We start from the raw sequence: 19,794 nt of genomic DNA on the forward strand, positions 1-19,794 counted from the left end.
AAAGCGGAAAAGTCAATGCAAAGAGCGGTTTTCTCTGCATCAGAAGTACACAACCGTGTCTTGGGCATGACCTGTGTCGGATCTTCCGGCGATAATGCGCGTGCCTCCTGCTACTCCTGCAAAACAGGCTCGGCACCAGCGGGCGCCAGCTTCTTCAATGTCCGCGCCAGAACCCGGAAATCCTCACTCCGTGGCGATTTCAGCCGCCAGCCCAAGCCGATTGTGCGCCACGCCGGCCCTCCGGTCACCGGGCGCGCCACCACCCCTGTTCCGTCAAGAATGCCGGAAGCGACAGCCAGTTCGGGCAGAAGCCCCACACCAAGATCCTCGCCTATCATACGGACCAGTGTGTGCAGGGAAGACGCCGTGTGGGCCGACTCAGGCTCACTTCCTGCCCAGTTACGCTCCTGACGACAGACATCGACCGTCTGATCGCGGAGACAGTGCCCATCTTCCAGCAGCACCATGCGTTCTTCAGTGAGCATCTCCAGCGGTACGGCCGGAAGCTTCGCCAGTTCATGATTCCGTGGCAGCGCCAGCACGAACGGATCGCGCCAGAGAGGGATCGTTTCCAGCCCTTCGCACACGCAGGGCATGGCGAGGAGCATGGCATCCAGCCGTCCGATGGTGATTTTTTCTATCAGACGCTCCGTCATGTCTTCCGTAATGATGAGACGGATCTGCGGGAACCATTCCCGCACAAGAGGAATCAGCCGAGGCAGAATGAAAGGACCAATCGTCGGGATGACGCCCAGCCTGACCGGCCCCGTCATCGGCTCACGCGATGCCTGGGCGATCTGCGCAATCCCTTCGAGAAGTTCCAGCGCCACACGGGCCCGTCGCACGACTTCTTCACCGAGCAGCGTAAACACCACACGCTTGCCGACCTCCCGGTCCAGCAGACTGGCGTCAAGCTGCCGTTCCAGCGCCAGAATCCCGGCGGACAGGGTGGACTGCGTCACGGCGCAGGCGGAAGCGGCTCTTCCGAAATGGCGTAACTCCGCCAGTGCCAGCAGATAACGGAGTTGCTGGGGAGAAGGCAGGATCATCATGGCCGACGCTCCGCTCAATCGATTTCATCAATAGTATTATGATAAATTATTCATTGGCATGATTGCCGCAGCATGGCCATAGATACGTTCAGCGGCGCGCCATATCGACGCACTGCACTGTTACCGAGATATGCAAGGAGCATTCCGATGCTGACCGTTGGCGACAAGTTTCCTTCCTTTGACCTGACTTCCGTTCCGGGTGGTCCGGAAGGCCTGAACGGCAAGTTCGTTCAGATTTCCGACTCATCTGATGCAGGCAAGTGGAAGATCGTGTTCTTCTGGCCGAAGGACTTCACCTTCGTCTGCCCGACCGAGATCGTGGCGTTCGGCAAGCTGGCGAAAGACTTCGCAGACCGTGACGCCGTCGTTTACGGCGTGTCGATCGACAGCGAATTCGTCCACCTGAACTGGCGTCTGCACCATGAGGACCTCAAGAAGCTTGAGATCCCCATGCTGTCCGACATCAAGCGCGAGCTGTCCGAATCCCTCGGCGTGATCGCTGCCGGTCCGGGTGTTGCTCTGCGCGCCACGTTCATCGTCGACCCACAGGGCATCATCCGCCACGTGTCGGTCAACGACCTGTCGGTCGGCCGTAACCCTCAGGAAGTCCTGCGCGTTCTCGATGGTCTCCAGAGCGACGAGCTGTGCCCGTGCAACTGGAAACAGGGCGACGACTTCCTGAAGGTCTGATCCTTCCGGAACACCGAAACGCTGCGGGGTGCGCCCTCGCCTGCTCCGCAGCGTTCCACCTGGCTGGTTTCCGTTTTTCCAGCCCAGCTACCAGTCCAGTTACCGGGACTATGTCCTGCCCCCATGAAATAGAGTGAAGCATCATGTCGTTTGAAGCCCTGAAAGAGCGCCTGCCCGATTACGCGAAAGACCTCCGCCTCAATCTCAGCAGCCTTGCTTCCGACATCACGCTGAACGAGCAGCAGCTTGCAGGCACCTTCGTCGCCACAGCCATCGCTTCCCGCAATGAGGAAGTGACCAAGGCCATCATCGCAGAATTCAGTGAGAAGCTGAGCCCGGAAGCACTGAACGCGGCCAAAGCCGCGGCCGCCATCATGGGCATGAACAACATCTATTACCGCTTCACCCACATAATGGGTGGCGACTACACCCAGATGCCCGCCAAGCTCCGCATGAGCGTGATCGCCCGTCCCGGTGTGGACAAGGTGGACTTTGAACTCTGGTCCCTCGCCGTTTCCGCCATCAATGGCTGCGAGATGTGCGTGAAGAGCCATGAACACGCCGTGCGTGAAGGTGGACTGACCAGCGAGCAGGTTCAGACGTCCGTGCGCATTGCGGCGACCGTGCACGGCATTGCCGTCGCGTTGCAGGCCGAACCAGTCGCCTGAAACACGTCTGGAAGACACAGGCTGTCCTCACAGGACGCATGACAGGGGCATCAGTGCGAAGCACTGTGCCCCTTTTTCGTATCGTCAGGCCATAACCGTCTCAGGGCGCGATCGGTGGTGCCACAAGCAGGTACGTCATGCCTCGACGGTAGGAGATCAGCATGATCCGACGCCGCAGGAAATCCGTTCCCAGCAGCGCATAGGGCACCCGCATCGGGGCTATGGCCAGTTCGATATCCCGATCAATGCTGGCGCCGATCTGAACCGTCCTGAAGCGATGAAGCCAGGCGTCGAGATACTGGCCATCCGGTCCGCGCGTGCCGACATTTTCGTCCTTTTCAAGGCTCGCGCCCTGCACGCCAGCCAGCGAGACCGGGATTGTCGTCCGGTTTGAACCGCTGTCCAGAACGGCCATCAGCGAACGATCATCCAGTCTGATCGGTAGAAAGACACGGGCGGCCGGATCAGCAGGAAAAGCCATCCGATCAGCGGGCGGCACATTGTCCGGAATGCAGGCGTTTCCTGATATCAGCGCCATGCGGTGATGGGGCAGGTCAAACAGCACGTCATAACCACTCAGAAAATCGGCGCCGAACAGGCCCGCTACCGGCAGACCGGCCACGGACCCGACCGGTATCTTCGCCAGCAGAAATGTCGCTTCCAGGGCTTTAAGTCGCCCCAGTTGCAGGGAACTGACCCGCACGATGGGAGTCGCAATATCACTGCCTACAGCGTGCATCGTCAGGCTCTGTCCTGTCTCTGACAATCCGAATTCTTTTGCCGCCTCAGGCGTGATCACGGAACGCCCTGCCCCCGTATCCACGAGCATGGCGGCAGCATGTCCGTTCAGCCGCACCTGCACGACCGGAAACTCGGTGTCAGGCAGAACGGGAAGCACCTCGGAAAAACTTTGCGGACAGAAAGATGAGGGGATGGAGCGCGTGCACGCGACCAGAGGCATCAGAAGGACAATCAGGCAGAAGGCGCGTCGCATTCCACGTCTTTTGCCTTCTCTGACAGCGTGACGCCACTCCTGAGGCTTCCAACGAGTATTCCGATGGACCGGAATCGCTGCAGGAAACAGTCCTCTTTTCTTTTCGGGAACAAAGCCGCCCAGAAACTCAGGGATCGCCGCCATATCACGACCGGCAACCTTTTGATTTTCCTAAAAATGACAGTTTTTTTGAAAGGGGGGTTGCAAGTCCTGAAAACGTCATTATAAAGCCGCTCAACGACGACGCAGAACGCGGCATCGTTAGAAAAAAGCGGGTGTAGCTCAGTTGGTTAGAGCGCCGGCCTGTCACGCCGGAGGTCGCGGGTTCGAGCCCCGTCACTCGCGCCACTTTCCTGATACTATCAGAAAGTGGCGCGGTTGCCCTCTTCAAAAGCGCAACCATCCTATTAGATATTTTCCAAAATACAGAAATGACTGTAGACTTGGTCCTCTCTATTTCCGAATAGATCGTCCCAGCAATTTGTCTGTCTGGCCGTGTGGACCGGTAGAACTGTCTCCCATCGCCATACCCTCTCGCGAGAAGTATCAGCGATAAAGAAACAGTCCTTCCTTTCCTCAGGACTCTGTTTTTTCGACCAGTTTTCCGAACTGCCCATCGAAGCGCGCACGATCAGCCTCACGCAGACGCACAAGCACGTCCATGTGCGTTTCATGATCCTCCCGAGTAACAACCTCGCCGTGCTGATACAGCCACGCCAGAGCGTCACCAGCCTCGACCGGAATGCTATAACGCAGCAGTTCCATGGCATGCACCATATGGGCATCAATGGCTGACATCAGTTCCGGCAGGCCGTCTCCCGTGATGGCCGAGATGGGCACAGCTGTACCGTGATGCTCCACCTGCTCTGGGCCGCCCAGAAGATCGGCTTTGTTGAGCACTTCGATGACACGGGAACGCCATTCCGGATCCAGCATTCCGTCCCGCTCCATGCCGGACAGCACGGACAGCACATCGGCCTTCTGGGCATCCGTATCAGGATGCGCGATATCCCGCACATGCAGGATGATGTCGGCCTCGGCGACTTCTTCCAGTGTGGCGCGGAACGCTGCGATCAGTTCTGTCGGCAGGTCGCTGATAAAGCCCACAGTGTCGGACAGGATCACCTGTCGTCCTGACGGCAGACTGATCGCCCGCATCGTCGGGTCCAGCGTGGCGAAGAGCTGATCCTGCGCATAGACCGACGCGCCGGTCAGTGCATTGAACAGCGTCGATTTGCCAGCATTGGTGTAGCCCACGAGCGCCACGATCGGGAACGGCACACGTCGGCGCGCGCTCCGATGGAGCCCACGGGTACGGCGCACCTGTTCCAGCTCACGCTTGAGGCGAACGATGCGGTCTCCAATGATTCTCCTGTCAGCCTCGATCTGCGTTTCACCCGGTCCACCGAGGAAGCCGAAACCACCGCGCTGACGTTCCAGATGGGTCCACAGACGGACAAGACGCGATCTCTGATATTCCAGATGCGCCAGTTCGACCTGAAGACTACCTTCCCGCGTGGCGGCTCTGGCGCCGAAGATATCGAGAATGAGACCAGTCCGGTCGATCACCTTGCAACCGAGCGCTTTTTCAAGATTGCGCTGCTGACCGGGGGACAGCTTGGCGTCGATGACGACAACCTTGATCTCTTTTTCAGCAACGGCTTCGCGCAGGGATTCCACCTGCCCTGTTCCAAGCAGGGTCGCGGGTCGGCGCGCCCTGAGAAGCAGAACGGCTTTCAGCACAACCACCAGCCCGATGGAGGATGTCAGGCCAACGGCCTCATCCAGTCGTGCTTCGGCCGCCCTGACATCCTGATCGCGGTCAGGCTTTTCCCAAGGCAGGATAACGGCGGCCCGTGTGGCGGGCGTGGCTGTTTCAGTAGGTATCGTCGACAAGAGTTTCGTCGCTCTCCGCATGAAGGATATGGTGCTGATCCGCTTCCGTCTCAACAGTGACGCCAGCCTTGCCGGACGTTGTCTCGACAATATTGACCGGAGCAAGTGGCATGACGGTGCTGATGGCGTGCTTGTAGACAAGCTGGGTGTGACCGTCCCTGCGGAGCAGGATCACACTATCGTCAAACCAGGTGATAACGCCCTGAAGCTTGACGCCGTTGACGAGAAAGATCGTAACCGGAGCCTTCCCCCGTCTGACATGACCGAGAAATACGTCCTGGACGTTCTGAGGCGGTGTCTTTGCCACGATCGGAGTCCTGTTCTTCTTTGTTCTTGTTGCCCGGTATGATTCGAGGCTTACCTCTGTCATTACGCTCACAAACGTGAAGCTCAAAGACCGGACCTGTCATCCAGATTAATTTTGACGACAAATATGCCGTGATCAACGCAGGCGACATGCCCGCTTCCCCACGATCTGTCCAGCCCTCTGGACACATCCCAGCAAGCCAGCATACGGGACGGGAACAGGAGAAGTCCGCTTCCCGAAAGACAGGATTACACGCCGGCGCGATCTTCCGCCGTGACGCCAAGCTGCTTGAGCTTCCGATGCAGGGCGCTGCGTTCCATTCCCACGAACCCTGCCGTTCTGCTGATATTTCCACCAAAACGCAGAAGCTGGGCCTGAAGATACTGCGTCTCGAAAAGATCGCGCGCTTCCCGCAAAGGCAGACTCATGACATCCGCGTTCGAATCGAATTTCAGCAGAGCAGGCGCGCCCTCACTGATGGATGCAGGCAGCATATCGGCGCGGATCGGATCACTGCCGTTCCCCGGCATCATGATCAGCAGGCGTTCCATCAGATTGCGCAGTTCACGGGCATTGCCGGGCCAGTCATAGGCCTGCAACGCCGCCATCGCATCCACGCTCAGTTCCGGCACCGGAAGGCCGGCTGTCTCGGCAGCCCGACGCAGGAACAGCCGCGCCAGTTCGGGAATGTCTTCCCGGCGCTCACGCAGGCTCGGAATCCGCAGAGGCACCACCGCAAGGCGGTAATAAAGATCCTCACGGAAGCGACCGTTACCGATCTCGGCCTGAAGATCACGATTCGTGGATGAAATGACCCGGATATCCACCTTTATCCGCGTCGAACCACCAATCCGCTCAAAGCTCTGATCCTGCAGCGCACGCACGATCTTGCCCTGTGTCTCGATCGGCATGTCGGAGACTTCGTCAAGCAGCAGCGTGCCGCCATGGGCGCGCTCAAGCACACCAATTCTTCTGGGGATACCCTCGACGCCCTCCAGCCCGAACAGCTCCTCTTCAAAGCGGCTTGGAGCCAGCGTGGCGCAGTTCAGGGCAATGAAAGGTCCCTCCGCACGCCGGGATCGGGCGTGGATCATGCGTGCCGCAACTTCCTTGCCCGCGCCCGGCGCACCGGTAATGAGCACGCGTGACCCGGTCGGGGCGACCCGTTCGATCTGGGAGCGCACGGCGGAAATCGCCACACTGTCACCGAACAGCGTGCTCTCCGGTCCGGCGCGCAGCCGCAGCTCCGCGTTTTCCCGCTCCAGACGGGACGCCTCGATGGCGCGCCTGACAATGACGAGAAGACGATCGGACTGAAACGGTTTTTCGATGAAGTCGTAGGCGCCGTGCTGAAGGGCCGCGACGGCAGTTTCAATCGTGCCGTGCCCCGAAATCATCACCACCGGCACGCTGGGATCTTCAGCCTGCATGGTCTTGAGGATCTCAAGCCCGTCCAGTTTGGAGCCCTGAAGCCAGATATCCTGAATCACAAGGGAGGGTCTACGCGCTCTGAAGGCCGCCAGCGCAGAGTCGGAGTCTCCGGCGACACGGGTCTCATATCCTTCGTCGTGAAGAATGCCCTCGATCAGCATGCGGATATCCGGTTCGTCGTCGACGATCAGGACTTCATACGCCATGGTTCTCTTTCTGTGTTCCAGCCTTGAGCGGCAAAATCAGTGTGGCTTCAGTGCCTTCCGTATTCGGACGGTCCCTCAGCTCAATCGTTCCTTCATGGTCTTCCATGATTTTCTTGACAATGGCCAGCCCCAGACCTGTCCCTTTGGGCTTGTGCGTGACGTAAGGCTCTGTCAGGCGATCCCGATCCTGCCGGGGCAGACCGATTCCGTCATCCGTGACTACGATATGCACCCTGTCGTCCTGCTCTGTCACGTCAACGCGGATCATACCGATGGAACCTGTCACTTCTGAGGCAGCCTCGTCTCCTTTTTCAGATTCCACCTCGACAGTGCGCCCCGTCATGGCGATGGCGTCCGCTGCATTCTGCAGCAGGTTGGTCAGTGTCTGGCCGATCTGCCGCCGGTCACAGAAAAGCAGCGGCCCTCCTCCCGGCAGCAGGTGCACATCGTAGCGGATTTCCGGATGTGCTCCCTGTTGCAGGATCAGGGCGTCGCGAATGATGCTGGACAGGTTCTCTTCCGTCATGCGTGGCTGCGGCATTCTGGCAAACGCCGAGAACTCGTCAACCATCCGTCCGATGTCACCCACCTGACGAACAATTGTATCCGCACACTGCTGGAATGTGTCCGGGTCAGAGGTGATTTCGCGCAGGAACCGGCGTTTCAGCCGTTCAGCGGCAAGCTGAATCGGCGTGAGCGGATTCTTGATTTCATGCGCAATCCGTCTGGCGACATCCGCCCATGCCGCCTTGCGCTGGGCCGACTGGAGCGCCGTGATATCATCGAATGTGACGACATAGCCCGCTACCAGATTGTTGCGCATTTCCGCAGCAGCACGCACGAACAGCACGCGTCGACTGCCGGGCACGCCGATCTGCAATTCCTGCGTCTGAACGCGCCCATCCCCCGACTGAAGCGCATTCAGAACAGGTTCGAACTCCGGTACGACAGTCGCCAGAGGCTCTCCCACATGCTCCGTCAGATCCTTGTCGAGCAGGTCACACGCCACGCGGTTGGGCAGTTCGATGCGCGCCAGCCCGTCCAGACCGATGACGCCAGCCGACACGCCCGAAAGCACGGCCTCTGTGAATCGCCGTCGCTCGTTGATCTGCTCATAGGCGTCCATGAGCTGCGAACGCTGGCTCGCAAGCTCATCCGTCATGAGATTGAAGGCGTGAGACAGGCTGCGGATTTCATCATCCCGCCCTTCTTCCGGCACACGCACGGAAAGATCGCCCTCACTGACACGATGCGACGCATCCATGAGCAGCCCGAGCGGACGCGCAATCTGCCGGGCGAGCGTCAGTCCCATCAGGGCGGCCGCCAGCATCACAAGCAGCGCCACCAATGCGAAGATGATCACAAAGATGATCTGGATTTTCGTCCGGTTGTGATCCAGCCGCTTGTAATCCGACACCACCTTCTCGGTCTTGCGCATATGACCGAGAATTTCCGGATCGACCGGCCGCGTGATGACCAGCATCATTTCCGGCGTTTCACCGAGCGCCACGACAGCCCGTACGACCTTCTCGTCGGGGCTGTCGTAGATCGCCACATCATTGGTGCGGGCCATCATTGTGGCCGCAGGCGGTGGCAGCGGCTGGTCATAGCCCGAGCGGCTGAGCAGGCCACCGGCGGCGATCACCTTGTTGGTGATCGGGTCATAGACCACCGCTTCCGTCAGACCACGGATGGTGGCCTGACTGTCCAGCATCTGGCCCAGTGTTTCCGGGTCATGCAGCAGATCCGTACCGTTACTCTGAAGCTCGTTCTCCGCGCTCACCAGAAAGTTGGAGAGGGAGAAGGCTTCCGTGCGGATGTTGGCGTTGTGCTCGGTCAGATAACCGCGCGACGCCTGCAGGGCTTCATTCAGGGCCGTATTGACGCGGTCCGAGAACCATATCTGGATGCCGTAATCAAAGAAGATCGTCGCAAAAATGCCCACCACGATTGTAGGAGCCACCGCGACCAGTCCGAACAGGGCGACCAGACGGACATGCAGTCGGGCGCCAGCGGTTCCGGCAAGCTGACGCTCATGGATCAGACGCCGGACCCAGAGGCCGCTGGTCACCGCCAGCAGGAGCAGCGTCGCGCCGCCCAGAATGAAGATGCTGTTCTGCAGGATCGGATGATGCGCCAGCGCGCCTCCTCCCGACAGCACCACGAACATGGCGAACACCAGCAGGAGCGCCAGCGCGACGAGCGTGATGGTCACACTCCGCATTTCTAGCGCACGCCTCAGCATGCCGGGTTCTCCGCCATGAGGCCGCTGTCCGTTTTCTGCCGCATGACGAGTCAGATTGCCTCCCGAGCGGAAGATCCCTTGGTCACGGGAATTTCGAGATCCCTGATACGCTTGCGCAGGGTGTTTCTGTTGACGCCCAGCATGGCGGCGGCGCGGATCTGGTTCCCGCGCGTCGCATCCAGCGTGAGCCTGATCAGAGGGCGCTCGATCTCGGCGATCACCCGCTCATGCAGGGCTGTGGGCGGCACCCCGTTCTCTTCGGCCGCCGTGAAGTATTTCCGCAGGTGACGCTCAACGACGACGGAGAAAGGCTCTTCCTCCTCATCGTGCGCCGCCACGGACAACGGACGTTGCCTGCTTGCTTCCGAAAGTTCCGTCTCTATCACCGAGCCGCTGATCACATCGTGCGGATACAGCACAGAAATACGACGCATCAAGTTCTCAAGCTCACGCACATTCCCCGGCCAGCGCCAGGCCTGCAAACGCATGATCGCATCATCTGTGAGGCTTCTGGGAGCTTGCCCTTCCTCATTGCACTGGCTGAGAAAATGTCTCGCCAGCAAGGGAATGTCCTCCGTCCGCTCCCGTAACGGCGGAATACGGATCGGCACCACGTTCAGGCGATAGAACAGATCCTCCCGGAACGTCCCTTCCCGGATGGCCTGATGCAGGTCACGATGCGTGGAAGCGACAATCCGCACGTTGGACCGGATCGGCTGCCGACCGCCCGCCGTGGTGAACTCTCCTTCCTGCAGGACACGCAGAACCCGGGTCTGCGCTTCCGGCGACATGTCACCGACCTCGTCAAGAAACAGGGTTCCTCCCGCCGCCTGCTCAAAGCGTCCCGAGGAACGCGTCCCGGTGAGACCGTTGACACTGCGTTCCTGCCCGAACAGTTCGGCTTCGATCTGCTCTCGTGGAATGGCGGCGACATTCACGGCGACGAAGGGGCCTGTGCGCCGCTGCCCGTAGTCATGGAGCGCTCTTGCGACCAGTTCCTTCCCCGTCCCGCTTTCTCCCGTGATCATCACCGTGAGGTCGGACGTCGTAAGACGGGCGATCATCCGGTAGATGTCCTGCATTGCCGCCGAACGGCCTGTCAGCGGCATCTTCTCTTCGGCGGAAGACAGCGCAGGCTGAGAAGACACCTGCGCCTGCTGAGGCGTGCTCAGGGCCCGCTCAACGACAGAGAGCAGTTCCGTCAGGTCAAAGGGTTTGGGAAGATATTCGAAAGCACCCCGCTGCGTCGCCTTGACGGCCGTGACCAGCGTGGACTGCGCGCTCATTACAAGAATGCGCAGGTCCGGACGCGCCTTTCTGATGCGCGGCACAAGGTCCAGACCATTTTCATCCGGCATCATCACATCCGTGATGACCAGATCGCCTTCGCCTTCCTCAATCCACTGCCACAGGGTCGCAGCGCTCGCCGTTGTGCGGACCTGATACCCGGCGCGGCCCAGAGCCTGACTGAGAACCGTCCGGATCGAGCGATCATCGTCAGCAACAAGAATAGTGGGCAACGGCATGCGGGTCTTTTACCATCTTTGATAAGCCACGCTCGATAATGAGCGGATTTTACAGGAAAACAAGCGACAACCTTTTCAGGATCGTCACGACATACCACCAGCCTCGTCCCTGACCACGGGGAGATGCAGGCTCACCTCCGTGCATCCGGGCCTGCTTTCAACTTCAATGACTCCTCCGTGATCGTTGATGATCTTGCCCGCAAGCGCCAGCCCCAGACCGGAACCGGAGGTCTTGGTCGTGAGAAACGGTTCGAACAGATGCGGACGTATCGCCTCGGCAATTCCCGGCCCCGTGTCCCGGACGGTCACCAGAAGAGGCAGATGACGCCGACGGTCCGATCCCGGCACGGCAAGGCGCAGCCCCTGTCGATAGGCTGTGATCAGCGTGATCTGTCCCGGCTTTCCCGTATCCAGAATGGCTTCCGCCGCGTTCTTGATGAGGTTGAGCAGAACCTGAATCAGCTCGTCCCTGTTGCCCCAGACCGGCGGGAGCGAGGGATCATACTGCTCGACGATCGGAATTCCTTTCGCCACGCCATTTTCGGCCAGCGCCCGCACATGCTCCAGCACTCGATGAATGTTGACCGGACGGCGGCCTTCGGGATTTTCGCTGAACATTTCCATCCGATCGACCAGCGCCCGGATACGGTCGGCCTCGTCCCGGATCAGAACAGCCAGTTCCCTGTCGTTCTCGGCAACGGAACTTTCCAGCAACTGGGCGGCGCCACGGATGCCAGAAAGCGGATTCTTAACCTCATGCGCCAGAATGGCCGCCATGCCTGACACGCTGCGTGCGGCGGAGCGGAAGGCGAGCTGACGATCGAGAACCCTGGTCGAAGACGCGTTCTGAATCAGGAGAAGCACCTGTCCGGGGAACTCGGCGACAGCCGCCCCCTGCACGGTCACGCCGTCATAATGAAAACGCGGCGAACTGATTACCACTCCATGTTCGGTGACCGTATTACCGGTCTGCCTAACCTGATGAAGCAGAAGAAACAGGGGATGATCGGCGGGCAGCAGATCAGACAGTTTTTCCTGCCTGAGCAGGGCGCGGGAGCGCGCGAAGAAGCTCTCAGCCTCCGAATTCACGAAGAGAATATGATCCTGCTGACCGACAAGAACGACCGGGGTGGGCAAGGTTTCCAGCAGAAGCGCTGCATCCGGCACACGATCTTCGGCTTCGTTACGGTGCACCGCGCCGGGCGCTTTTTGCAGCGAATGAACTTCTCTTCCCGAGACGCTCTTCATGCCGCCTGAAGTGTGTCGGCCTCACTCCTCGCTTCACCCGTGTGATTGCCATCGCCACGCGAGCGGTGCGGCGCACGGACAGCGCCCGCCGCGATCTGCCGGTCATAGAACGCGTTGATCGCGTCGATCACCTCGGCCGCCGTGTCCATGCGGTTTACGGAAGCACGGAAGCCTGCCGATTCTGGCAGGCCAGCCGAATACCAGGAGACGTGCTTGCGGGCGAGCCGCAGGCCGGGATGCTCACCGAAATGGCGCAGCATCGAATCATAGTGTTCCAGTACGACAGCGCGTTCAGTCGCCAGATCAGGGTCAGCGGGTGTTTCGCCTGTGCGGAGCGCTTCCGCTACCTGCCCAAGGAACCATGGACGACCGTACGCGCCGCGTCCGATCATCACGCCATCGGCTCCCGAGAGAGCAAGCGCCTGTCGTGCGTCGTCAACCGTGACGATATCGCCGTTCACGATCACCGGCAGACGGACAGCTTCCTTCACCTGACGGACGAAAGCCCAGTCAGCGGAGCCGTTATAGAACTGCTGTCGGGTCCGCCCGTGAACCGTGATCATGCGGATGCCGCATTCCTGCGCGATACGGGCAAGATTGGGCGCGTTCAGATGATCGTGATCCCAGCCCATCCGCATCTTCAGCGTGACAGGCACATTCACCGCTTTCACCGTCGCCTCAAGCAGACGCCCCGCCGCGACTTCGTCACGCATCAGGGCCGAACCCGCCATCTGACCAACCGCGACCTTCTTCACCGGGCAGCCGAAATTGATGTCGATGATGTCCGCGCCTTTGCTGACGGCAATGCGGGCCGCCTCCCCCATGGCGTCGGGATCGCACCCGGCCAGCTGGATGGAATTCGGTCCGGCGGCGTCAGCGACTTCGGCCATCCGAAGCGTCGCTTCATTTTCGCGCACCATCGCCCAGGACGCGATCATCTCGGAGACCACCAGTCCCGCGCCGAAACGGCGGGCGAGCCTGCGGAACGGAACATCCGTCACGCCCGCCATTGGTGCGAGAATGACGGGTGCATCCAGCACAACGCCACCAAGATCGATCGGCGCGAGGTCAAGCCCCTCCGCCCTGTTCATTTCTGCCGTGCCCATGATGTCGTCAACCTACCTGCGCGCGCGCAGGAGTTCAACAGAATCTCCATGCAACGGGCTCCCACGGCTACTCCTTGGATGCAGAGAGGTATTTCATGCTTCCCGGCCCTTTTGGCTCCGGACCGGGCTCCTTCGTCCCCACCATCTCAAGGGCGCTCGTCTCACTCCGCGCTCTTACCTTGGCGAGGTCATCCAGATTTCTGGCCACGATGGGGTATTCTTCGACCAGCCTTCTGAAACGATGGGCCGGAATGGCGAGCATGTGGCCAAAGCGAACCGCGCGCACCGTCCCCGGCATCGGACCGTTCTCAATCGCTTCGCGTGCGCCAATAATGTCGCCCGCTCCATAGTCGATATCGCGCTCACTGACATGCATTTCGGCACGCCCGGCGCTCACGAAAAACACCGTATGCGCCTTGTGACCCCGTTTCAGCAGGGCCTCACCCACAGAAGGAAAACGGAGGGATGCTGTCTGCGCCAGATCGTGCAGCGCCACGGCGGGCAAACCCTTGAAGATGAGAGCGCCGCGCAGACGGGTCTCGATGTTGTTACGCAGATTGAAGGTCATACGCCGGTCAAGACGGACACGACGCCGGTCCACATCCTTGTGCAGTTCCCGCGAGAGTTCGTCGCTGATCAGCGATTCCGCATGCAGCGTATCGATTTCCTGAGCTTCCAGACGGATGACGATCTGCCTGAAAATGCGGGTCTCCAGCGCTTCCGAATAACCGGGATAATGCAGCCGCAGGGCCAGCAGCGCCTCGTCCAGCATCTTGCGCTGACGCGACAGGGTTTCCGCCACGATTTCGCTGACACGCGTGCCGAGCGTCGGTTCCATCATGTCCTTCAGGAAACGGGCCAGAGCCAGCGAAACCAGATGACTGACCATCAGCATCTCGAACCGTTCCGCCATGGCCGCCATGAGCGGCTTGTCATAATGGAACCGGTTATGGATGGTCTGCGCAATCCGGAATTTCATTGACGGTTTGAGACGTTTCCGGAGCGCCTTGACGTAACCGAAGCGTCCCTCCAGCCGGGCTCCGTCCGCCATGGCGTCCGAAGTCCGCAACAGCGTTTCCATCACGCGGCGCGACAGTCCCTGAATACGGAACAGATCCAACAGGATGGACCGCTCCTGATTGGCGACCGTAATCAGAGCCAGCGTAACGCGCTGACGGTCACCGAGCGCCGTATCGAACGTGTTGGCGGAGCGTTCCTCGTGGCTGCGGACTTCCAGCGCATCGATCACCGACCGGGTGGCGTCGGTCGAGAAACCAAGCTCTTCACCGGTTTCTTTCGCCCGTTCGGCCACTTTCTCAAGAGAGATGCTCAGCACCTGATGTCGCAACGCCTGATCCATTGGCGACAGCTGATCGAGCTTCAGGAACAGCACCACGGATTTCAGGGTCGTGCCATTCACCAGCAGGGTGATCAGCACGAAGCCCGTGGCGATGATACCAATGAAGTGCGCAACCGGCGTGGAGACGTGCGGATTTTCCGTGACCGCCAGCGCCAGAGCCAGCGTAATGGCGCCACGCAGGCCGCCCCACACCATTGTCACCTTGAATGGTGTCGGAACCGGAGGCGCCAGACGGGTCCAAGCCAGAACAGGCAGCAACCCGAACACCACAGCACCTCGCGCCACCAGCCCCGCAGCGCTCGCAATCAGAATCAGCACCACATCCCAGCGGGTCATGCCGACCAGCAGGCGCGGGATCAGCATCGAGGCCAGCACGAAGACGAGTGACCCGGCCCAGAACACCAGCTGCTGCCACAGCTCGTTCAGGAACTGCCATGTCTGGGGCCGGAACGTGGACGGCCCATACACCGAAAGCGTCAGCCCGGCGGCGGCGGTCGCCACCACGCCTGACACCCCGATCACTTCATCGCACAGAATATAGACGATGTAGGGCAGCGCGACGGTCATGGTCGTTTCGGCCGCCGGAGCGTTGCCCAGTGCGGTGATGATATAAAGCATCATACGCGCGCCGATGACGCCGATCGCGATGGCCCCGGAGAATGAAATGACAAAAGAAAGGGCAGCGCTGCCGATATGAATCGACTGATGTGACGTCACTGCTGCCAGCAGAACCGCGAAGATGGCGATGGCGGCGGCGTCATTGAGAAGCGCCTCGCCCTCCACCAGACGGGTCAGGCGCGAGGAAGCACCGATGTCACGGAAAATTCCGGCCACGGCAGAGGGGTCCGTGGTCGCCACGATCGAACCAAGCAGCAGACAGACGATGAGCGGCATCTGCGCGAACGGCATCAGGGCGAACCCGATGGTCGCGGTGGACACCAGCACCGCGACGACAGCCAGCAGAAGGACAGTCGCGGCCTCGTCAGCCAGTCGCCTCACGTCGATGACGAGCGCGCCCTGAAAGACCAGCACAGGCAGAAAGACCAGCAGGAAGACCTCACTGCTGACGGGAAAGTCGAGGAAGGTTTCAGCCACCCCGTTCAGGGCCGTTCCCGCGACGCTGGGTATTTTCCCGGTATAGGTGCTGCGGATGATCAGGTCCGCACCACCACCGATGACGATGCCGACCAGAGCCAGAAGCACGGTTTCCGACACCTCAAAGCGTCGGGCGACGGGCTGCACCGCACTCACAACAACCAACAGCAGCGCAATTGCCAGCAGAACTGCCGCCAGGCCCGTCACTTCCATCAAATTCCCCTTCAGCGCAGCGGTCCTGCGCCGGTTCTCAATCCTGTCTCACAAGACTTACCCCAGAACGGTTTCCCGTACTGTGAGCTTGTCCCTATTGCGGAACATTTCGGGCAACCATATGGCGCGCCTACTCAGAACCATAAATGATCCCGGGAAGGTCCGGGATTCCTGCCCCGGACGCAATCCCACTTCATGGCCCGCCCACACAGCCGAAACTCGCATCGCCTTCACGCTCTATCACAGATATCGCATCAGTGGTGGGGCGCTACCGGGACGGACGCAGCGGGCGCGCAGGCTGGAACCGGAGGCATCGTCTGTATGGCGACAGGGGCCGCCATCGGCGCGACGACGAGCACCGACCGGGTTGCCGCAACCGGCGCTGCAGGAACGACACCCGCTCCGTGCCCGGCAGGAAGCGCAACGGTCGCAATCTTGACCGGCTTTGCCGACGGCACAGGCTGTCCGGGATAATAGACAGGCCCCTTGTAGGCTTCACCAATCTGGGACGCATTCAGGAGATCGACCTTATCGTCCCCGTTGGCGTCACCAGCCAGAGGGGTTTTCTCTGGAAGTGCGACGGGAACATTCCTGCCGATCCTGACTGGCTGCGCCTGCGGAACAGGGTGTCCTGCGTAATACACCGGCCCCTTGTAAGCCGCTCCTATCTGCGCATCGTTGAGAAGATCAACCTCGGCGTCACCTGTCGCATCCCCCTCAACCGTTTGATTCTGGCCCAATTTGACCGGTTGCGCCTGAGGAACAGGCTGCCCCGGATAATAAACAGGCCCCCGATACGCTGAAGCAAGCTGCGCATCGTTGAAACGATCAACAGCAGCATCGCCTGTCGTCACATCTCCGGCTGGAACCGGGCGGTGTACATGGGAAATTTTTGACGTCTGAGCCTGTTTCTGCGCCGTCGCCGGCCCGGACAACGCAACCCCCAGCGAAACCGATGTCAGGAGCAACAGAATCCGCCCCATATTTTTCCGCATGCTTTCCGCTCTTCCTTCCGCCTCATTTTGAACACCGATCATTCCACATGCGATCTCTTTTCGATACGCCTCATGGACAGATCAATGCCTCCATTACAGGAAGCGACCAGCCTGAAAACCCGAAAACAGGCCAGACCGAAAACTTCGGCTGACCTGCTTTCCTGATCAGTTCGCTTCTTCAGCCCCGAATCAGTGGGTGGATGCACCCGTCGAGTTGGTGATGCCCTGCTGGGCAGCGCTCGCACCACGGGACACATCATGACCGACCGCACTGACATCCTTGCCAGCGCCATGGACAGCATTACATGCCGCAAGGCTCAGCATGAAAGCCGCCGCGCCGGCGAGACGGACAATACGGCCGCCGGTTGTTCTAGCCTTGATCATTTTAACATTCTGCATTTCTGTTTCAGCTCCCAGATAGCGTGATGACCTGAGAACGCCTGTCATTACGGAAGGTTGCGCCGATTTAACCTCCATACATGAACAAACAATGAGATATCCTGCGCGCCGTGTCGTCAGAATGACGTCATGAACGGATGGTCAACTGCGACCAGACTCTACAAAGGAGTGGATTGCAGAAAAATTCATGATCTGGCTTCTTTATGGGGTCACCCACAGAAAACAGGCAGAAAATTCAGAATGTCAGCGCCAGGTGATGACAGCACCAATACTGTTGGCCGACCGGCACACAGGCCGGACCGCCCTTCGGCCGGAAAAGGCGAAAAGAAGCCCAAACCCGAGACATCGCACCTGACGCCGGCGGCAGAAGCAGCGCGCCAGAAACGCCTCGCGGATGAGGCCGAGGCCTTGCGCGCCAACCTCAGGCGGCGTAAGGCGCAGGCACGTGCGCGGACCGCGATGGAAACATCATCAGACCGCCAGGATTTACCAGAGAGCGGCGATGCCTCGTGCGCTTCCCCCACCATTCCGGAGACCCCCTGATGCCAATCATGCCTGACACCTGGATCCGAGACAGGGCGCTCAATGCCGGCATGATCGAGCCTTTTGTGGAAAACCAGAAGCGTGATGGCGTCATCTCCTACGGCCTGTCCTCTTACGGCTATGATGCCCGCGTCGCCGACGACTTCAGAATTTTCACCGATGTGAACAGCGCCATCGTCGATCCGAAATCCTTCAGCGCGGACAGCTTCGTCTCCCGCAAGGCCGATGTCTGCATCATTCCGCCGAACAGCTTCGTCCTGGCGCATACGATCGAGTATTTCCGCATTCCGCGCGACACGCTGGTGGTCTGCCTCGGCAAATCCACCTACGCCCGCTGCGGCATCATCGTGAACGTCACCCCGCTGGAACCCGAGTGGGAAGGTCAGGTGACGATCGAAATCAGCAACACGACCCCCCTGCCCGCCCGGATCTATGCGAACGAAGGCATCTGCCAGTTCCTGTTCTTTCAGGGCGCGTCTCCCTGTGAGGTCAGCTACGCCGACCGTGCGGGGAAATATATGCACCAGCGCGGCGTCGCGACACCGAGGCTCTGAGATATGGACCGTTTCATCATCCGGGGCGGCAGGCCTCTTCATGGCGAGATCACCATCGGTGGCGCCAAGAACGCTGGTCTGAAACTCATGGTCGCCGGCCTGCTGACGGCTGAGCGTCTGGTTCTGACCAATGTGCCGCGCATCGCCGATATCGCCACGATGCGCGATCTGCTGGTCCAGCACGGCGTTACCGTTGAAGATCTCAAGGGCGACGGCACGTCCTATTCCATCGGCGGCGAGATCACGAACACCGAAGCGCCCTACGACATCGTGTCGAAGATGCGCGCCTCCATCCTCGTGCTCGGTCCGCTGCTCGCCCGTTGCGGCAAGGCCCGTGTCTCCCTTCCCGGCGGCTGCGCCATCGGCACCCGTCCGGTGGACATGCACCTCAAGGGGCTTGAGACACTCGGCGCGGAAATCCGTCTTGAGGGCGGCTACATCAACGCTACCGCTCCCAAAGGACTGATCGGCGACCGCGTCATCCTGCCGTTCGCCTCGGTCGGCGCGACAGAAAACCTGCTCATGGCCGCAACGCTGGCCAAAGGACGCACCGAGATTGTCAACGCGGCGCGCGAGCCGGAAATTGGCGATCTGGTCGCCTGTCTCAACGCGATGGGCGCAAAGATTACCGGTTCGGGCAGCGGCACGCTGGTCATTGACGGCGTGGACTCCCTGCATGGCGCGGAACACAGGATCATGCCGGACCGTATCGAATGCGGGACATATGCCTGCGCCGCGGGCATCACCGGTGGCGACCTGAAGCTCCTTGGCGGTCGGGTGGACGATCTCGGCGCGGTTGTCCGGGCGCTGGAAGAAACCGGCGTTGAAGTGACGCAGGAAAGCTACGGCATGCGGGTGCGTCGCACCGGTGCGCTGCGTGGCATCGACATCATGACCGAGCCCTATCCCGGTTTCCCGACCGACATGCAGGCCCAGTTCATGGCGATGCTGGCGGTGGCTGAAGGCGCCTCGATGATCACCGAGACGATCTTCGAAAACCGTTTCATGCATGTGCCGGAACTCAACCGGATGGGCGCGCGGATCAACGTGCATGGCTCTTCCGCGATTATCCGCGGCGTGCATGCCCTTTCCGGCGCACCGGTCATGGCCACGGACCTGCGCGCCTCGTTCTCGCTGATCCTCGCTGGCCTCGCTGCGCATGGAGAGACGACGCTCAGCCGGGTCTATCATCTTGACCGTGGTTATGAAGCGGTCGAGAAAAAGCTGGCGGCCTGTGGCGCGAACATCGAGCGCGTGAAGGGCTGA

General features: G+C 60.3%; 17 protein-coding genes and 1 tRNA gene. 6 read left to right on the forward strand and 12 right to left on the reverse strand.

What is annotated here, in order from left to right:
- Positions 1 to 110 precede the first annotated feature (110 nt).
- Complete coding sequence (locus tag GVI59_RS02185) at positions 111 to 1,052, reverse strand: hydrogen peroxide-inducible genes activator (protein WP_173572634.1); 942 nt, start codon at positions 1,050 to 1,052, stop codon at positions 111 to 113.
- A gap of 147 nt (positions 1,053 to 1,199) precedes the next feature.
- Here GVI59_RS02185 and GVI59_RS02190 point away from each other — a divergent pair, with 147 nt between their 5' ends.
- Positions 1,200 to 1,742, forward strand: a complete 543-nt coding sequence (locus GVI59_RS02190; RefSeq protein WP_173572635.1) for a peroxiredoxin — start codon at positions 1,200 to 1,202, stop codon at positions 1,740 to 1,742.
- A gap of 143 nt (positions 1,743 to 1,885) precedes the next feature.
- Positions 1,886 to 2,410 carry a carboxymuconolactone decarboxylase family protein gene (locus tag GVI59_RS02195; RefSeq protein WP_173572636.1) on the forward strand — a complete coding sequence of 175 codons (525 nt, stop codon included), beginning with the start codon at positions 1,886 to 1,888 and terminating at the stop codon, positions 2,408 to 2,410.
- A gap of 100 nt (positions 2,411 to 2,510) precedes the next feature.
- Here GVI59_RS02195 and GVI59_RS02200 read toward each other — a convergent pair whose 3' ends face one another.
- Complete coding sequence (locus GVI59_RS02200; RefSeq protein WP_173572637.1) at positions 2,511 to 3,404, reverse strand: retroviral-like aspartic protease family protein; 894 nt, start codon at positions 3,402 to 3,404, stop codon at positions 2,511 to 2,513.
- Between the two features lie 271 nt (positions 3,405 to 3,675).
- Between GVI59_RS02200 and GVI59_RS02205 the strand changes: the two genes are divergently transcribed.
- Positions 3,676 to 3,752: transfer RNA gene (locus tag GVI59_RS02205), tRNA-Asp, on the forward strand.
- Between the two features lie 228 nt (positions 3,753 to 3,980).
- Here GVI59_RS02205 and hflX read toward each other — a convergent pair.
- The 10 genes from hflX to GVI59_RS02255 all read right to left on the reverse strand — a co-directional run bounded on the left by hflX (position 3,981) and on the right by GVI59_RS02255 (position 17,416).
- The gene (hflX, locus tag GVI59_RS02210; RefSeq protein ID WP_173572638.1) at positions 3,981 to 5,321 is read right to left on the reverse strand and encodes a GTPase HflX; all 1,341 of its coding nucleotides are present in this window, start codon (positions 5,319 to 5,321) and stop codon (positions 3,981 to 3,983) included.
- Complete coding sequence (gene hfq / locus GVI59_RS02215; RefSeq protein ID WP_173572639.1) at positions 5,281 to 5,607, reverse strand: RNA chaperone Hfq; 327 nt, start codon at positions 5,605 to 5,607, stop codon at positions 5,281 to 5,283. The genes hflX and hfq overlap by 41 nt, the downstream gene beginning before the upstream one ends.
- 248 nt (positions 5,608 to 5,855) lie before the next feature.
- Entirely contained in the window at positions 5,856 to 7,244 is a 1,389-nt protein-coding gene (gene ntrX, locus GVI59_RS02220; RefSeq protein WP_173572640.1) for a nitrogen assimilation response regulator NtrX, read from the reverse strand.
- The gene (locus GVI59_RS02225; RefSeq protein WP_173572641.1) at positions 7,234 to 9,489 is read right to left on the reverse strand and encodes a sensor histidine kinase NtrY-like; all 2,256 of its coding nucleotides are present in this window, start codon (positions 9,487 to 9,489) and stop codon (positions 7,234 to 7,236) included. The genes ntrX and GVI59_RS02225 overlap by 11 nt, the downstream gene beginning before the upstream one ends.
- Before the next feature lie 50 nt (positions 9,490 to 9,539).
- On the reverse strand, positions 9,540 to 11,015 hold the full coding sequence (ntrC, locus tag GVI59_RS02230; protein WP_173572642.1) for a nitrogen regulation protein NR(I): 1,476 nt from the start codon (positions 11,013 to 11,015) through the stop codon (positions 9,540 to 9,542).
- Positions 11,016 to 11,099: 84 nt separating this feature from the next.
- On the reverse strand, positions 11,100 to 12,263 hold the full coding sequence (locus GVI59_RS02235; protein ID WP_242012872.1) for a two-component system sensor histidine kinase NtrB: 1,164 nt from the start codon (positions 12,261 to 12,263) through the stop codon (positions 11,100 to 11,102).
- Positions 12,260 to 13,369: a tRNA dihydrouridine synthase DusB gene (dusB, locus tag GVI59_RS02240; RefSeq protein ID WP_173572643.1), complete on the reverse strand. Its 1,110-nt coding sequence runs from the start codon at positions 13,367 to 13,369 to the stop codon at positions 12,260 to 12,262. Before dusB ends, GVI59_RS02235 begins: the two co-directional genes overlap by 4 nt.
- Before the next feature lie 67 nt (positions 13,370 to 13,436).
- The gene (locus tag GVI59_RS02245) at positions 13,437 to 16,037 is read right to left on the reverse strand and encodes a cation:proton antiporter (RefSeq protein WP_173572644.1); all 2,601 of its coding nucleotides are present in this window, start codon (positions 16,035 to 16,037) and stop codon (positions 13,437 to 13,439) included.
- A gap of 254 nt (positions 16,038 to 16,291) precedes the next feature.
- Positions 16,292 to 17,032, reverse strand: coding sequence for a hypothetical protein (locus GVI59_RS02250; RefSeq protein WP_173572753.1), 741 nt, complete (start codon positions 17,030 to 17,032; stop codon positions 16,292 to 16,294).
- A gap of 189 nt (positions 17,033 to 17,221) precedes the next feature.
- Entirely contained in the window at positions 17,222 to 17,416 is a 195-nt protein-coding gene (locus tag GVI59_RS02255; RefSeq protein ID WP_173572645.1) for an entericidin A/B family lipoprotein, read from the reverse strand.
- A 255-nt stretch (positions 17,417 to 17,671) separates the two neighbouring features.
- On the opposite strand from GVI59_RS02255, the gene GVI59_RS18780 reads away from it, so the two are divergent.
- From GVI59_RS18780 to murA, 3 genes are read left to right on the forward strand one after another with little or no spacing between them, the layout of a single operon-like run.
- On the forward strand, positions 17,672 to 17,974 hold the full coding sequence (locus tag GVI59_RS18780) for a hypothetical protein (RefSeq protein WP_242012873.1): 303 nt from the start codon (positions 17,672 to 17,674) through the stop codon (positions 17,972 to 17,974).
- Positions 17,974 to 18,528 (forward strand): dCTP deaminase, encoded by a 555-nt coding sequence (dcd, locus tag GVI59_RS02265; protein ID WP_173572646.1) that lies wholly within the window; start codon positions 17,974 to 17,976, stop codon positions 18,526 to 18,528. The genes GVI59_RS18780 and dcd overlap by 1 nt, the downstream gene beginning before the upstream one ends.
- A gap of 3 nt (positions 18,529 to 18,531) precedes the next feature.
- Positions 18,532 to 19,794, forward strand: coding sequence for a UDP-N-acetylglucosamine 1-carboxyvinyltransferase (murA, locus tag GVI59_RS02270; RefSeq protein ID WP_173572647.1), 1,263 nt, complete (start codon positions 18,532 to 18,534; stop codon positions 19,792 to 19,794).

It is taken from the genome of Acetobacter sicerae (assembly GCF_011516765.1).
Taxonomy (GTDB): Bacteria; Pseudomonadota; Alphaproteobacteria; order Acetobacterales; family Acetobacteraceae; genus Acetobacter; species Acetobacter sicerae.

Bases quoted from the DNA above. Each gene is read 5' to 3' on its own strand.
- GVI59_RS02225 (WP_173572641.1), bottom strand. From the start codon at position 9,489: ATGCTGAGGCGTGCGCTAGAAATGCGGAGTGTGACCATCACGCTCGTC.
- GVI59_RS02235 (WP_242012872.1), bottom strand. From the start codon at position 12,263: ATGAAGAGCGTCTCGGGAAGAGAAGTTCATTCGCTGCAAAAAGCGCCC.
- GVI59_RS02195 (WP_173572636.1), top strand. From the start codon at position 1,886: ATGTCGTTTGAAGCCCTGAAAGAGCGCCTGCCCGATTACGCGAAAGAC.
- GVI59_RS02200 (WP_173572637.1), bottom strand. From the start codon at position 3,404: ATGCGACGCGCCTTCTGCCTGATTGTCCTTCTGATGCCTCTGGTCGCG.
- ntrX (WP_173572640.1), bottom strand. From the start codon at position 7,244: ATGGCGTATGAAGTCCTGATCGTCGACGACGAACCGGATATCCGCATG.
- hflX (WP_173572638.1), bottom strand. From the start codon at position 5,321: ATGCGGAGAGCGACGAAACTCTTGTCGACGATACCTACTGAAACAGCC.
- dusB (WP_173572643.1), bottom strand. From the start codon at position 13,369: ATGGGCACGGCAGAAATGAACAGGGCGGAGGGGCTTGACCTCGCGCCG.
- GVI59_RS18780 (WP_242012873.1), top strand. From the start codon at position 17,672: ATGTCAGCGCCAGGTGATGACAGCACCAATACTGTTGGCCGACCGGCA.
- GVI59_RS02190 (WP_173572635.1), top strand. From the start codon at position 1,200: ATGCTGACCGTTGGCGACAAGTTTCCTTCCTTTGACCTGACTTCCGTT.
- GVI59_RS02185 (WP_173572634.1), bottom strand. From the start codon at position 1,052: ATGATGATCCTGCCTTCTCCCCAGCAACTCCGTTATCTGCTGGCACTG.
- GVI59_RS02250 (WP_173572753.1), bottom strand. From the start codon at position 17,032: ATGCGGAAAAATATGGGGCGGATTCTGTTGCTCCTGACATCGGTTTCG.
- GVI59_RS02255 (WP_173572645.1), bottom strand. From the start codon at position 17,416: ATGATCAAGGCTAGAACAACCGGCGGCCGTATTGTCCGTCTCGCCGGC.
- dcd (WP_173572646.1), top strand. From the start codon at position 17,974: ATGCCAATCATGCCTGACACCTGGATCCGAGACAGGGCGCTCAATGCC.
- murA (WP_173572647.1), top strand. From the start codon at position 18,532: ATGGACCGTTTCATCATCCGGGGCGGCAGGCCTCTTCATGGCGAGATC.
- ntrC (WP_173572642.1), bottom strand. From the start codon at position 11,015: ATGCCGTTGCCCACTATTCTTGTTGCTGACGATGATCGCTCGATCCGG.
- GVI59_RS02245 (WP_173572644.1), bottom strand. From the start codon at position 16,037: ATGGAAGTGACGGGCCTGGCGGCAGTTCTGCTGGCAATTGCGCTGCTG.